This is a genomic window from Geobacillus thermocatenulatus (assembly GCF_002217655.1).
GTDB classification, from domain to species: Bacteria; Bacillota; Bacilli; order Bacillales; family Anoxybacillaceae; genus Geobacillus; species Geobacillus thermocatenulatus.
In genome coordinates this window covers 396,246-411,178 of the sequence record NZ_NEWK01000001.1, presented here as the reverse complement: position 1 = coordinate 411,178, position 14,933 = coordinate 396,246, and the positions used below count along the sequence as shown (strand labels likewise).

At 50.5% G+C, this 14,933-nt stretch carries 11 protein-coding genes and 2 pseudogenes; 4 read left to right on the top strand and 9 right to left on the bottom strand.

Annotation, left to right across the window (positions count from 1 at the left end; genetic code table 11):
- Positions 1-25: 25 nt before the first annotated feature.
- The gene (locus B9L19_RS02100) at positions 26-919 is read left to right on the top strand and encodes an accessory Sec system S-layer assembly protein (protein ID WP_025950151.1); all 894 of its coding nucleotides are present in this window, start codon (positions 26-28) and stop codon (positions 917-919) included.
- A gap of 175 nt (positions 920-1,094) precedes the next feature.
- Here B9L19_RS02100 and B9L19_RS02095 read toward each other — a convergent pair whose 3' ends face one another.
- The 5 genes from B9L19_RS02095 to B9L19_RS02075 form a co-directional block, all read right to left on the bottom strand.
- Complete coding sequence (locus tag B9L19_RS02095; protein ID WP_025950152.1) at positions 1,095-2,507, bottom strand: S41 family peptidase; 1,413 nt, start codon at positions 2,505-2,507, stop codon at positions 1,095-1,097.
- A gap of 31 nt (positions 2,508-2,538) precedes the next feature.
- Positions 2,539-3,279 carry a hypothetical protein gene (locus tag B9L19_RS02090; protein ID WP_025950153.1) on the bottom strand — a complete coding sequence of 247 codons (741 nt, stop codon included), beginning with the start codon at positions 3,277-3,279 and terminating at the stop codon, positions 2,539-2,541.
- Between the two features lie 164 nt (positions 3,280-3,443).
- A complete protein-coding gene (locus B9L19_RS02085) occupies positions 3,444-3,845 on the bottom strand; it encodes a hypothetical protein (protein ID WP_025950154.1) in 402 nt (133 codons plus the stop codon).
- Positions 3,846-4,164: 319 nt separating this feature from the next.
- Entirely contained in the window at positions 4,165-6,123 is a 1,959-nt protein-coding gene (locus B9L19_RS02080; protein WP_025950155.1) for a phosphodiester glycosidase family protein, read from the bottom strand.
- Between the two features lie 155 nt (positions 6,124-6,278).
- The gene (locus B9L19_RS02075) at positions 6,279-7,511 is read right to left on the bottom strand and encodes a CAP domain-containing protein (protein ID WP_025950156.1); all 1,233 of its coding nucleotides are present in this window, start codon (positions 7,509-7,511) and stop codon (positions 6,279-6,281) included.
- A gap of 222 nt (positions 7,512-7,733) precedes the next feature.
- Here B9L19_RS02075 and B9L19_RS02070 point away from each other — a divergent pair, with 222 nt between their 5' ends.
- Positions 7,734-8,477 (top strand): hypothetical protein, encoded by a 744-nt coding sequence (locus tag B9L19_RS02070; protein ID WP_025950157.1) that lies wholly within the window; start codon positions 7,734-7,736, stop codon positions 8,475-8,477.
- Positions 8,478-9,157: 680 nt separating this feature from the next.
- Here B9L19_RS02070 and B9L19_RS19245 read toward each other — a convergent pair.
- The 4 genes and pseudogenes from B9L19_RS19245 to B9L19_RS02050 form a co-directional block, all read right to left on the bottom strand.
- Positions 9,158-9,652, bottom strand: a complete 495-nt coding sequence (locus B9L19_RS19245; protein WP_241771937.1) for a nucleotidyl transferase AbiEii/AbiGii toxin family protein — start codon at positions 9,650-9,652, stop codon at positions 9,158-9,160.
- Positions 9,652-10,260, bottom strand: a complete 609-nt coding sequence (locus B9L19_RS02060) for a type IV toxin-antitoxin system AbiEi family antitoxin domain-containing protein (protein ID WP_025951212.1) — start codon at positions 10,258-10,260, stop codon at positions 9,652-9,654. Before B9L19_RS02060 ends, B9L19_RS19245 begins: the two co-directional genes overlap by 1 nt.
- 213 nt (positions 10,261-10,473) lie before the next feature.
- A pseudogene (locus B9L19_RS02055) lies at positions 10,474-11,613 on the bottom strand (CBM20 domain-containing protein); the annotation flags it as partial.
- Between the two features lie 160 nt (positions 11,614-11,773).
- Positions 11,774-12,733: pseudogene (locus B9L19_RS02050) on the bottom strand (RNA-guided endonuclease TnpB family protein); the annotation flags it as partial.
- Positions 12,734-13,039: 306 nt separating this feature from the next.
- Here B9L19_RS02050 and B9L19_RS02045 point away from each other — a divergent pair.
- Together B9L19_RS02045 and B9L19_RS02040 are read left to right on the top strand one after the other, a co-directional pair.
- Complete coding sequence (locus B9L19_RS02045; protein ID WP_025950132.1) at positions 13,040-13,681, top strand: YigZ family protein; 642 nt, start codon at positions 13,040-13,042, stop codon at positions 13,679-13,681.
- A gap of 33 nt (positions 13,682-13,714) precedes the next feature.
- Positions 13,715-14,722 (top strand): LCP family protein, encoded by a 1,008-nt coding sequence (locus tag B9L19_RS02040; RefSeq protein WP_025950133.1) that lies wholly within the window; start codon positions 13,715-13,717, stop codon positions 14,720-14,722.
- Positions 14,723-14,933 lie beyond the last annotated feature (211 nt).

Sequence of the window (14,933 nt, the reverse complement as noted above, 5' to 3'; positions counted from 1 at the left end):
CGCCGCCTCGTAAAGGAGGTTCCCTATGATTTTCCGACGAAAACAACGCACGCAACCGGAGGCCGAGCTGCCGGCGCAGCATGTCGAACAGCCGGAGGGCAGAACGAAAACGACGCTGTCGTTTCATCCGGACTGGCAACTGTCTCCAGAGGAAACGTACGTCTATCGCTTTTACCACGAACAGCTGCCGCCGCTTCAGCCAAACCAAATTTCCATTTCCGGCGTCAAGCTGGTCGAATACAACGATGGGTTTGTCGCTGTCGCCATTTTGCGCAACACGTTGCCGAAGCCGATTCGCTTTGAACGAATCCGCCTGTTGCTACTTGACGAGGATGGCACGGCGATCGCCCGCAAAGAGTTTGATATGAACGCTTTCGGCGAGCTGCCGCCGATGACGGCTCGCCCGTGGCGGTTTTTGTTCGCCGCCGAGGACAAGCTCGTCGATCAGTTGCCTCAAGATGGATGGAAGATCGCCTTTGAACTGACACCGCGGCATCGGCTCGACCTAGAGGAAAGCTGGGAGCAGGCGCTGTCGGCTAAGCAGCGCCAACAGCTGCAAGCCCTCGTTGACTCGGCTCCGCCTCCCGCTCCTGGGGAAGTGAACTTCATGGGCATTGAAGCGAAACAGCTGCCTTCCGGTGAACTAGCCGTCACGTTGCTCATTCGCAACGGCAGCGACAAACATATCCATTTTGAACAAATCCCGCTTGAAGTGCGGGATCATGCTGGCGACATGGTCGCCCGCGGATTATTTCCGTGCCATCTGGAAGTGAAAGCCCACACGAGCAAACCATGGACGTTCCTCTTCCCACCGGAATTGCTGCACAAAGCAGAACCGGATTGGACGTCCTGGAAGGTGACAATCCCATCCTCCCCGGCACAGAGCGAAAGGCAAGAAACGAAATCAAGCGAAACGTAATCGGCAAAAAGCTGGCCCCCATGGTCGCCAAACGACCGATGGAGGCCAGCTTTCTTTGCATCGTTCCGTTCAAAACGACCGCGCTCCCGCTGTCGGCCGCGCCTTAGTCGAAGCAGCCGAACTTTGCACCATATCAAGGGCAGACGGCTGTCCAACGCATCTGGACGGGAGGGCCTTATTTCGTAGAAGAAGCGGTTTGAATCTCCATGTAAGCGCCTTTTTTCATCGCCACGCCGTCTTTGCTTTTTAACACCCGCGGAATGACCAATACATAGCTCTGCCCTTTGGCCAGCTTCGCTGCCGGTTTGATCAAAAGCTCCGTCCCCCGGCGGATTTGCGCCGTCACCGTTACTTCCTGTCCACCTAATTGATACAATTTTACTCCGCTTACCGCCGTATTGGCGAGCGGACGAGAGAAGCGGACGACAAACGTCTTATCGACCGGCGCATTGCGCAGCTTGCCGAGCGACTGATACCCTTTCAGCTGGCCAATCAGCAAATCGCGGTGAGCGGCATACATCTCTTTACCGACAACCGTCGGCACATCCGGCTTCACCCCAACTTGATGAATCGGCGTCCCTTTTGGCGAGAAAAAGTGGGCGACGGTCAACTTCAACATGCTGCCGTCCGACAGCTCAAACATTTCCTGCATCGATCCTTTACCAAACGTCCGTTGCCCATACAAAACGGCCGCCTTTTGCTCCTTCACCGCCGCCGCCAACATTTCCGACGCGCTCGCGCTCGACGCGTTGACAAGCAGCCGGATCGGACCCGTCATTTGCACCGGCTGTTTGACAGCGGCATACACTTCTGGGTGATTCGAACGGTCGCGCAGCTGAAACGCCTGTTTCACATTCGGGAAAAAGCCGGCGATTTGCTGCGCCGTTTCCACATATCCCCCCGGATTGTTGCGGAGGTCAAAAATCCACCCTTTCACCCCGCTTAACGAGCGGATGGCGCGTTCGATCTCACCAGATGCTGTCTCATCAAAACTATATAGCTGAATATAGCCGATATTCCCTGCCAGCCGTTTGAACTCCACGTTCGGCCAATCGATTTTTTCCCGCTTGATGGTGACGCTGACGGTTGCCTCGGTCGACGGCCGCCAAACAGTTACGGCCACCGTCGTTCCTTCTTCCCCTGCGATCAAGCTCAATACTTTTTCCATTGTCTCATTCGTTATCGGCTGCCCGTCAACAGCCTGAATCACATCGCCCGGCTGCAGTCCGGCGCGGGCGGCTGGTCCATTGTCCAAGACAGACATGATGTGGACGCCGTCCTCATCTTCCTCAATCATCACGCCGATGCCGACAGACTCCATATCAATCCCCTTTAAAAATTCCTCGTATTCTTCCTTTGTCATATAGGCAGAATACGGATCAAGCTGTTTGACAATATCTTGCGGGGTGCTCGCCTTCAGCACTTGATCGCTCACTGGTTCCACATAATACTGGCGGACAATTTCCCGCACTTCTTCGAGCACCTTCGTTGACGCCGGAGCCGTCGCCGCCTCCGCCGGCAGACTCCAAACCGAACATGAAGCCGCAAGCAATAGAAGAGCCGCCGCCCATCGCTGAATCACATTCATATCCGTCTCTCCTCTCCCGACATGCGCCGGTTTATTCGATATCGACATCTAAGACAACCGGCGCTTTAAAATCATCGATATACACCGCCAGCTGCTTGCGCGTCGCCGCATCCACCACGTTTGGCAGCCACCGGTCGCAAAGCGACAGCAACCGCTCTGCCCGCGCGATATCCCCTTCATCATACGCATCAAGCAGTTTGTCCATGGCTTTCATAATATTGATGGGATCATAGGCACGCAGCTTGACAGACAAAGCCGGGCGTTGAAACCATCCTTCCATCTTTTCGCGCAGCAACGCTCCCGGAACACGGCCGATGAGAATCGCTGTTTTGCGAATTTGATATTCCAGCGGACCATAGGAATCGTACACAACATCCACATCCCCCGTCCGCAGCGCCCGGTCGACGTTGGCCGTCAAGGCGCGCAATCGCTCCCCGCTTTCGACCGCGCTGATATAGGCGGAAGCCTTTTTCATCGTCTGTTCTCCGGCCGCAATCCGTTTTTCCAACTGCGCCCTTGCCGTTTGTGGACGCACGCGCGCCACTTCTTTTTTTGCCGCCTCATAATCGCGTTTAACTTGGTTGAAGAGACGGTACGGCTTGGACCATTGATCCGCTTTCATCGCCCGCTCAAGCTGGGCGGCATGCTGTTCAAGCCGCTCCACATTCGGGAACGGGGCCGCTTCCGCCTGAACAGCCAACAGCGAAAACGACAACCAAAACACCCCTAGCCATCCAATGACGGAAAATGCTTTTCTCCGTTTTCTCCTCACACTTTCACCTGCTATCTATGAAAATAGGAAACATGTATTTCAATTTTACTGGAAAAGACACAAAATGAAAATATGTTCTGAAAAAAAATCGAACGTAAGCCCTTCAAAGCATAAAATCAGGCCGACTCTTCAGCCACCTTTTTGACTGTCAGAGCCAGCCTTGATCAACGAAAGTCCGGCCAATGGGTTTGCTGCTTGTCGCCGTCGATTTTGCTCAGCGTCCGGTAGCGAAACGGAACGATTTCCTGCTCTGGCTTGCCAAGAAACTCTTTCGCCCATTCGAACGGAATCAAATCGAATTGTTCCTTGTTTTCAGCGATAAAATAGACGCCGACGACTCTTCCTTGTTGATGGAGGTCAATTGTCAAAAAAGCCGGGTAATATGTGCCGTCTTGCGCCTGCAGCACCGCTTTGGCCGTCACCCGGCCGTCCCCTTCGTCTTCCACATCCGGATTGGCGATTCGCTCCAACACTTTGATCGCCCATCCTTGTTTTTTATATCCTCCGACCAGCTTCGGCGGATGTTTCCGCAACTGCTCCAACAATGTTTGCTCATCCATCGTCAAACTTTTGCCTCCCTTGTGGTTTGCCGATCCGCCCATTTTCTAATATATACAATACTTTTCAGAGAAATGCAAATGCCTAGAAGGCTGGTGATTTCGTGAAAAATCTCGGAAAATGGACTTTTTTCTCAAATAGAGAAGTCTTGCAAAATCAATGCTTCTCTTTCGGCCCAAAACAATGGGTTCGGCGAAATCAGTCGTTTTTCACCAGCCTTCTAGAAGAGCAACATGCAAGGACGTTCTCGACTTCGGAACCCCTATCGATGAGCAACATCTCTTGTCCATTCACCATCCTTCTGGGCAAGCAGGGAAGGCGAGCGCATCAGCGGAAGATGGCGCGAAGGCCGTCGATGTAAATCGATCCGGCGTTTTTCCGCCCGATATCCGTTTCCATATAACGCACCGGCATCTCTAGCATGAGCGGAAGCGCGACATCGCTGGGCACAGCAGCTTCTACATATTTCCAACCGGTCCAATCGACATGGCGGACAAAATCGATCCAGATGCGGCGCCCGCTTCCATCCCGCAACTGGGCGCGCAGCCAATGGCCGCTTCCGTCTCCATACACCCACATGCCGATCGCTTGCGGCCGTTTCGAAATCCAAATCGGTTCCTCCCGACTAGCATAGACGCCGGATGTCCCTGGCATCCCGCGGAAATCGTAGGAAATTTTCAACGCCTGCTTTCCTTCCCTCACCGTTTCTGTCGTCCGCTCAACCGCCGCAGACACATAGTTGACACCCGATGCACTCCACTTTGACTCCGTTTCAAAGTCGTCAAGCACTTCCTCCTGTTCTCCGTTCTCCTGCATCTCTTTGTACACAACAAGAAGCGCACTCGCCACCGGGCGCGCAAATCCATCAGACGGCTTGTTTTCAACTTTGAGCTGCCCGTTTGGCTGGCGGACGACAAAGGTCGAAGAACCGCCGCCATCGAGCGTCATCGCATCGACGGCGCCAAGCTCATGCATCAGTTTGGCCAGCTCATTCAATGTCATGCCTTGGCTATGGGCAGGCTGGCGGCCATCGACAACGACGAGCATGACATTCCCGTTCTTGTCAATGCCGACCGCCGTGCGAGGATGCACACCGGCAATGGCGAACGATTGCGCCTGTCCATTCGAGACCAACCGGTAGCGGCCGCCAACCGCTTCTTTCACCCCATTCCATTCGGGCTGATCATATTGAAGGGAAATTTCCACCGCATCCCCTTCTTTCGCCTGCCGCAAATAGTCGCTCGCCCGGCCGTGGCCCGACAGCACGAGCTCCCCAGGTTGAAGCGGTTCATTGCCTTGGCCGACCACCACTTTCTTCACCGTTCCGGTGACCGTTCCATTCCCGTTCAACACTCCTTGCACATTCGTCAGCACGACTTCCGTCCCAAGGGCATTTGTTTTCGTCGACGCAGCGAAATACGGAGTGTACAACATCAACTGATGGGCACGCCGCGGCTTGTTGATGCCATCGACGGGGTATGAGCTTCCTTCTCCAATTCGAACGCGAATTTGAACATCAGGGTTTCCGATCATCGGCTTCCCATCAGCGCTGATGCCAAAAATCGTCCGTTCCGCCGCCGGCGTCGTATTCGTCATCACGATTTCTCCACGGTGCACCATCAAATCGGTCGGCGAACCATCCTGTTTGAAATAATCGCCGTTCACCGCCGCCAGCACGATTCCGTCGCGGCCATCGTACCGTTTTGCCTGCTCAAGCACCGGTTCAATGCCAAGCACTTGATCATTGGACAGCGCCGTCTCAATGGCCAGCCTCTCATTCGACGTATCGATGTCAAGCTTGTATACGTGCTGCTTGCCGCGCGTTCCGACGATTTCCATTTCCTCTTTTTCCACCCCAGAGGCGATGCGCGTCGACACCTCCTTTACCACCGTGCCGACCGCCAACTGTCTTGCCCCATACTTCCCCGGATTGACAAGCTTCAGCTTCTCCCTCGACGGCGTTTTATACACGACATGCCCTTTGATATTGGTGACGTAATATCCACCGCCAACCCCGTATTGGCCGCCAAACGCCTCGTCATACGAATACACCCGGTACTGTTCTCCAGGCTGCAGCACGCGGACAAACGTCAGCGCCCCGTTTTCCCGTTTCCAGAGGTTAATCGGTTTCACGATCTCCAATTTTCCAATCTGCCCTTGCACGAGGCGCATGCCTTCCCAGTAGACGACATTCGCCCCGGCATCCGCTTCTGCCGCCTGCAGCGCCGTCCACGCGGCCAACACCGCCCCGATCCCCATGCGGATGATGTTTTTCACTTTTGCCACTGGTCCTATTTTCCTCTCTTTCTATCATTTTGTCGCCACTGATTCTATTATACGACAAACTTCTACAAAAAGGGGGATCTTTTTCCATCTATTTGGTCAAAAAAATGTCCCAGCACTGCTGGGACGCTCTGTAGAAGCGAAAACATCATCCACGGTCACGGAGCATAAAACTCTTGAGAGTAGTAGGGTTGATGGAATGAATTGAACGCCACCCCGACGCCGAGACGGGTAAAATCCGGGTATAAAAGGTTTTGCCGATGACCGAGCGAGTGCATCCACGCTTCATGAACGAAAATCGCATCGTATTGTCCGTAGGCGATGTTCTCTCCCGCCACGCGATACGCGATGCCATGGCGCTTCAAGCGGTCAAACGGCGACAATCCTTGCAAATTCGTGTGAGAGAAGTAGTGATGAACCGCCATATCTTCGCTATGTTCACGGGCGGCCGCCGCCGCCTTCGCATCCCACGCGAGCGCCGGAAGCCCGTGCAAGCGGCGCGCAGCATTCGCGAGATCCAAAATTTGATATTCATAGGCCGTACGCAGCTCCTCCGTCGGCGTTCCGTAAAACCCGGGCTTTTCATCCTCGAGCGTCCGATTGACGACAAGCACGCCATCCACCCGGTTGTTGTTGTATCGGTCATAAAAGAAGGTGATGTAGCGGCCGTTGACAAGATACGTATCATATTCATCATTTTGGATGCTGTAAAGGCCATCCTTTTTTTGAATCACCGCAAGCGGCCGGCCGTAGCGCGCTTCTACCACCGTTTTCGCCGTTCCGATGCCCGTTCCTTTTTTCGTTTGGACAATCGGCTGATTCGTGTACATCGCCGCCACCCGATCACGGTCATAGCTCACCAGCAAAAAGTTTTGGTAGCCGCCCTGATCATACGCCTCCCAATATAGGCCGTAGGCGTTTTTCGTCTTCCGCTTCGCCTTGCCGTACATCGCTTCGACCTTCGCGCGCGGATCGCCGATCGCCACCCCGTTCATCGTGACATCGACCATGTTCGCCTTCACTCGCTGCACGCATAAAACAGCGGCCAATTTCTCTTTTGACGGCGTTTCATAGCGGACGCGGGCATCGTTCTTGATCGCATATCCTCGGCCGACATCGAAATAACCGCCGCCCAGCGCGTACACGCGGTACACCGCGCCGCTTGGCAGCGTCTTGACAGCTTTGTTCGACAACCATAGCTCTGTCGGCGCTGTGACCGTCAACCGGCCGATTTGCCCGGGCTTCAGTTCAACGCCGTCCCACCACACTTTTTCCGTTCCGACAAGCTCCCCGCAATCCTCCGCTTTAACCGTTGATGAACTGGGCATCAAAAGCCATCCAGCCACAGCCAACAGCATTCCAATTGCCGCCGCCTGCATCCATTTCCTCACTTCCGCCCGCTCCTTCCTTTCTCTTTTTCTTTCATCATAGATGTCTTTCCGTCAAAAGAAAAGAGAAAAAAGAATGATTTCGAAGAAAAAGAGGGTGCTTTGGCGGTGCAAAGGTCAATATTTCGTCAAACAAGATTTCCAACAGACTTGGCTAAAGAGTGAAAGATAGGATAAAATGGATCATATTATTCTTCTATCTTTGTTAAGAGAGGAGCATACTTGATGAAGATCATAAAAAAATTTCTAGCCGTCTCAGCACTAAGCGCCGGAATCCTTCTGTCGCCGTTTCACGCCCACGATGCGCAAGCAAAAGTTTGGTGGAACGGCATGGAATTGGTGCAGGGACAGATCGGCAAGTTGACCGTTTTAAAAGATACCGAGCTTTATAAGTTGCAAGGAGAGAAGAAAGTTTACATAAAAACGTTAAAAGCCGGCGGAACGTACCGCATTTACACGTTTAAACCGGGCATGTTAGGGCTGGGCGGTGGATATTATGTCGATCGCGATGCTCGGGTAAAATACGAAACGCCGTCCAAAGCCAAACTCAATCAAGTCAAAATGGAGCAACTGTTCCGCGGAGTCAAGCTCGGCATGTCCGCTTCTCAAGTCAAGAAGTTGGAAACCGCAAAATTGATCCTACAAGAAAATATAGACGGCGGCCAAGCCTGGGTCTATTCGACTTCTCTTTTTGGATACGATACGCTGCTCGTCTATGGATTTGAGAACGGAAAGCTGGCCTTCTACGGCTACTCGTTCGATGCCGGAAAGGAGTATACAAACGATCAGCTCACAGCGATTTACAACAATCTGAAACAACAGCTCATCACGCTATTTGGAAACAAGTATGAACAGTCCGATTCTACCCAAGGCTACCCGCCTGCACTCGCCTTCCACAAAGACGGCCTTGTGATTGCCCTTTCCTATGATGCAGACGGGTTGGCGGTTACGATCACGAGTGCACAATAACGTGCAAAAAGCGAGTCTGCCCTATTGATTCGGACAGTCTCGCTTTCTTGCTTACTCCCCATTCACCAACTTCAACTTCTCCTTCGACGGCGTTTCGTAGCGGATGTGCGTGTCGATGTCTTACACGTTGTCCGTTCATCTTTGCTTATGCCGTCCAAATTGCCAATCAGCGGCCAGCCAATCCCCATGACCTCGTCGCGAATGAATTCGTCGTACCGCTGAAAAAGCGGTACACGTTGATCACCGTCAGCCAGTTTTTCTTGTCTCGTTTTTGTCAGGCTCTCAAATATTACTGCTCAATTCATGTAGTCTACCCTATGCTTTTCTAATTTTTGAGCTGTTGTCTTCTTCGTTACTCCCATTTAAGAGCCCGGCTATTCCACATTTTCCAATATTCATTTTCTTTTAAAATTGATTCATATACAGGAAAAAGAAAATCTCGAATTTTCTCCATGACGAAGGGAAACTGTAGATCTTCTTTTATACCCGTTCTTTGCAAAAATGCCTTCCACTGTTTGTTTCGGCTCTCATCTTCTGCGAAAGAAGGTGAAAACACAGGATGTTCTTTTTCTAAATTCGTTCGACGTCTTTGAAAGGTTTCAAATATGGCTTCCCATAAGACGCGTTTTCAGCTATTACTGAATAAGTGGAGTAGACTCGAATTTCCGGGGGCTTCATATTTAATAAAGTAAAGTAGGATACTGCATCTCTTGTGGTTTTAGGATCACGACATCACCAAATCCAATATCCAGTTGCAATTGCTTTTTTATTTTGCCAAGTGCTGCCGGAATTTTAATACGAATTCCTTCATAATCAGCACCCTCCTTAATTCGTTCAGCCGTAATGCCCTTTACATTAAATTCGACTCCATCTTCTTCAGCAGTTAACGTACAAATGGACTCAAACGCAGTTTTGATATATTGAATATCATTTGAAATTTGTCTAGCTAAAAAGTCAATATCTTTGGTTGGCCTAGATTGAAATTGTGTTAAGGAAAATAAAAAGAGACCGCCTTTTAGAACAAATTTATCCCGATAATTAGAAATGGAAAGTCGGTATAGCAACCTTTCTTGAAAATACAACAGTAAAATGAAATCAAAGGTTTTTCCACTTTGTTTGGCAATATTCTTTAGTCTTTCTCCAACTGAAGCAGGTATATTTTTAACATTTCCCATTATAAAAGCACCTCTAAGTATTTTAATAAAACCGTCTTGATGCGCATTTTCTCAGCACATTCCACCAGTTTGCTTATATTTTTTTCAGAACTTTGTAAATAATTTCGCAAACCTTCTTTCATTAAATCGATTCCTATTTTTTCTCTGTATCGAATAATGTCGCAAATCGTTTTTTCACGATTATAAATGCTTATTTTATGGCCGCCTATTTCCACTTCTTCAATTCCATATTCAAACTGTTTTTTTGAAAAATAGAAAATTTTAATTGGCGGATAATCGGGCAAACGGGGTTTCCTTGATTTTCTTTCAATAGCAATTTGGTACTCCCACGGGTTATAAGTGGTTAACTCATAAAAAGACAATGCCGACAAAAGACAAAGAACGCCATTCGGGATCACTTTTGATACTTCAATCACTTCTTCATTTTGATCACTTTCAAATGCAGCATAACGGTACAGCCCACGTTTGATCCTAATGATTTCTCCATTTTGCTCGAACTTTCGAATATAATATTTGCTCACTCCTTCTCTGGTTAAGTCTTCTGTCTTCGCAAATCCTTTTTGACGCATAAAAATATCTTTTATGATTTTGCTTACTTCTTTATTCATTCATGATCACCACTCTTTTCATCTAAACGTCGGCATTTATCACTCATTGCAAACGTTTAATATACTTATTCTCGATTACTCACCATATCCCTCTTTTTTCACCTTAATGCATTCACTTATTATTATATGCCGACCATAAGTAAAATTCCTGCCGTTATTTTCACATATAAAAGCGAGTCTGCCCTATTGATTCGGACAGTCTCGCTTTCTTGCTTACTCCCCATTCACCAACTTCAACTTCTCCTTCGACGGCGTTTCGTAGCGGATGTGCGTGTCGATGTCGGTCACGTAATACCCGCCGCCGACCGCGTACTGCCCGCCGAAGCGCGCGTCATACCCGTAGACGCGGTACACCTCCCCAGGCTGTAAGATGCGGACGAACACAAGGCGCCCATCCTTCGCCCGTTTCCATAGATTGATCGGCTTTTGCACTGTCAAGCGGCCGATTTGCCCTTTTTTCAACTCCACGCCATCCCAGTAGACTTTTTTCACTTGGCTTGGAGGAGTGGTTGGCTTTCTCGGTTTCTCTTTTGGTTTCGATGGAGACGGTTTTTGCGGCGGTGCTGATGGAGGCGCTCCGTTTCCCGGAGGAGCTGTGCCGCCCGGCGGAACGCTCCCCCCAGGGGATGTGCCATCCGATGGACCACCGCTGCCCGGAGAGGTGCCGTTGCCTGGCGTTGCCCCTCCGTCATGGGACGGCGTTTCGCTGCCCGGCCAATCGCTTTCCGGAGAATCGCCGTTGCTTGGCGGCGTTGTCAACTTCCCTTCGCGCAATTGCTTCGTTTCTAAATTCAGCACATAATCTTTCGTGTTTTTCGCAATCGCTCCGCCGTCGTTGTTGAAAATGGCTGTTTTGCTTTCAGCCGATGGTTCAATATGAATCGACACTTCTTTTTGATGGCTGGCCGGCGTAAACGTGTACGAGAATGCCATCCGGCCATCAATCGGCACCCGCTCGCCATTGATCGTCAAAACACCGTTTTTAATGGCATTGCCCTTGATCGTCACTTGACTCCCTTGTTTTTGCACCTCTTCGATGACGACCGGCATATCGATCCAGCGCAAAATTCGGTCTTGCACAATCATCGTATTGTTTCCTTCATTGTGGACCGTCACTTTCAAGTCGGTGCCAATCGCCCCATAGCCGTAGTAGCTCACGTCATCATCGTTGTCGTCCTCACGCGTATGGTCGGCCAACCCCTCTTGATCCCACGATCCGCCTTTCACATACTTATAGGTGATCGTTTCCCCTTCCTGCACCTCGACGGTAAATTGCCAATCGGGCGTCACCGCACCGTTGCGCGACATCTCCCAGGCCCCTGTGTTCCAGCCGTTCAAGCTGTTCGGAATCTTGACACTCCACACGCCTAAAGGCGTGGGATTCTTGGGTCGTTTGCGTCCTCATCCATTTCTGGTTCGGACAACGCAAAAGCTTCAAGGGTGTGCCATCACCCCGTCCCATCGGGTTAGGATGTACCCCAATGGGCGGCGCACCTGTGACCAGTGCGCTAGGTTAGACGGCAAAGCCCGAAATCGCTTTGGCGATGTTGATCGCGCCATTCAAGTCGGCGTGGATGGTGTATCCGCATTTTTTACACTGAAAGTGGATGCCATGACGATTTCCCTTTTCCCGATGACCACATTTACACGCTTGGCTCGTGTAGGTTGGATTCACCCACTCCACGCGAATGCCCGCCATTTCCGCTTTATAGGCGATCATCGTTTGCAATTGATGGAACGCCCAAGCATGAAGGCTTCGCCCCGCTTCTTTGGCCGATGTTGCCCGTTTCCGAATCCCTGTCAACTCTTCCATCCGAATCACGCCAACACCGTTGGCGAGGGCAAAATTTACGATTTGACGGCTGATTTTGTGATTTTGATCCTTCATCCAGCGGGACTCTTTACGGCCGATTTTGCGAATCATCTGGAGCTTCTTGGCTTGGCCCAGCCTTCGCCGCAAAGCCGCATATCGTCGACGTACAAAGGCGCATCGGTTCCCTTTGAAAAACCGTGATTTCGTTCCCACGCTGGCCACGGCGATATAGCGAAGCCCAACGTCAACCCCCATCACCTTTGTTTCGTGTCGCGGCTTGACTTCAAAGGTGATCGAGATCGCCAAGTACCATTTCTTTCTCTTTTTGTAGAGCTTGGCGGCCCCTTGTTTGGCGGTTCCATCGAGCAGCCGATTCAGCCACGCTTCTTGATAGGGGCGCGTGACCACTGGCACGCCGATTCGCTTCTCCAGCGTGGGGAAGGAAACCGTATAGAAATCCCCCTTCTTTACTATTTTTAAGTTTTGGTTGTTGAAGCAACACCATCGTTTTTGAAATGTCTTTGCCTTTTGATTTTTCTTTTGGGACTTCACTTCTCGAATCGTCTGATTCACGACGGCGGAAGGAAACCGCTGCGACGAAAACGCTTTAAATAATTTGCTCGTCGCTTGATTCAGCTTGGGATGATTCAACAGCCAATCTCAAGATGAGGGATGAGAGTCCGAAAGCGCTTACGATATCAATTCCTGAAAATGGTTCGCTAACTAGTGATTGACAACACCCGTAGTGAACCGAAAAAATGTTCTCCACAAAGTCTTGACTGACTCCGCCAGCAAAATTTGTTTGAAGGAAAAAAGTTGTCGATTTATAATAATAAAAGCATGCCCTATCTATTGCTCTTTTATTTTCAGTTTACCATAATGAGAGTAGAGCGCTAGCCATTCATGCAAAAAAAATGAACAACATTAAACCGTTTTCGCGTTTTTTGTATGTTGAGGTGTTTTGCTTTGTTGCAAACATATTACACGGTCAAAGGATACGGTGAACGCGAGATCGTGATCGAAAAATCACGGTTCATCTGCTATATCAATCGCGCCGAAACCGAGGAAGAGGCCGTCGCCTTTATTCAACAAATCAAGAAGAAGCATTGGGACGCTACTCACAACTGCTCCGCCTATTTGATCGGCGAGCATGACCAAATCCAAAAAGCGAACGATGACGGCGAGCCGAGCGGCACCGCAGGGGTGCCGATGCTTGAGGTGCTGAAGAAAAAAGGATTGAAAGACACCGTCGCCGTTGTCACCCGCTACTTCGGCGGCATCAAGCTCGGTGCGGGCGGCCTGGTGCGTGCATACAGCCGCGCCGTCTCCGAGGGGCTGAACGCCGCCGGCATCGTCGAGCGTCGGCTCATGCGCGTCATGCATGTCACGATCGACTATTCGTGGCTTGGGAAGGTGGAAAATGAGCTGCGCTCTTCCGTATATACGATTAAAAATATCCTATATGCCGACCGCGTTGCGTTTGACGTTCTCGTTCCCGAGGACGGCCAGTCTTCGTTCGGCGAGTGGATGACCGAACTGACAAACGGAAGGGCGGACATTCAAGCGGGAGCAATGGAGTATGCCGAGCGGTTGCTTCCGTCTTCCTGAAACGAAACCGTACAAGGAAAGAAGGGTTAAACGATGAATCATACAAGAAAAACGGTGAAAAAGCGGAAGAAAAAAAAGCGGCTCCGCCGATTCTTTTTGCTCGTGTTTCTTCTTTTGCTCGGGGGAGTCGGCGCCTTTGGCTACAATATTTACTCCGAGACAAAACAGGCAACAAACAAAATTTACCAAGAACTTGATCCATCAAGCAAGCCTGCAAGAAATATTGAAATGCGCAAAGATCCGTTTACCGTGCTGTTGGTTGGAGTGGAAAACCAGTACCACGATGAGGAAGGGCGATCTGATGTTGTCATGTTGTTGACCGTCAATCCGAAGACGAACAAAGTGTATTTGTTGAGCATTCCGCGCGACACGCGCGTTTACATCCCGAGCGAAGGGCGGAAAGACAAAATCACCCATTCCTACAGTCATGGCGGCATTCAATCGACGATTGCGGCCGTCAATGAGCTGATCGATGTTCCGATCGACTATTACGTGACGACGGATTTTGAAGGGTTCGAAAAAATTGTCGATTCCTTAGGCGGCGTCACGGTGGATGTTCCGTTTACATTCAGAGCCCAGCTGACAGGTTCGCTCAAATGGCATACGTTCCATAAAGGCAAACAAGAGTTGAACGGCAACGAAGCACTCGCCTATGTGCGCATGAGAAAATCGGACCCCCGAGGCGACTTTGGCCGAAACGAGCGGCAAAAACAAGTCATCCGCGCGATTATCGACAAAAGCACGTCCATCACCTCGCTGCCGAAGCTGGATGACGTCATCGCCGATTTAGGGGATCATGTGCGGACGAACATCCCTCCATCCGATTTGTTGTCGTTCATCTATGTCTATCAAAAAATGAAAAACGCAGATGTAGAAAATTTGCATTTGAAAGGATACGACGAAACGATCAACGGCGTATACTACTACATCCCCGACGAGCAGTCGGTCAGCTCAATCAATGAAACGCTGCAGCAAGCGCTCGAGACGTCCAACGCCTCCCTCACGCGCAGCGATTCACCATCCACACAAAGCCAAAATTAACGATCGCAAAGAAGGTGCTCCCAAACGCAATGGAGCGCCTTTTTCCATTTCCAGCGTATATCACGCAATGATGATGAAAGAGCACGCCCTATCATGTCCTCCGCTTTTTTTCTCTCTTTTTCAACAAAACTTTTCATTTTTTTGCATAATAGGACTGAATTCGGGTTGGATAAAACGGCAAAATTCGCTATGATAGTATAGAAAACGCAAA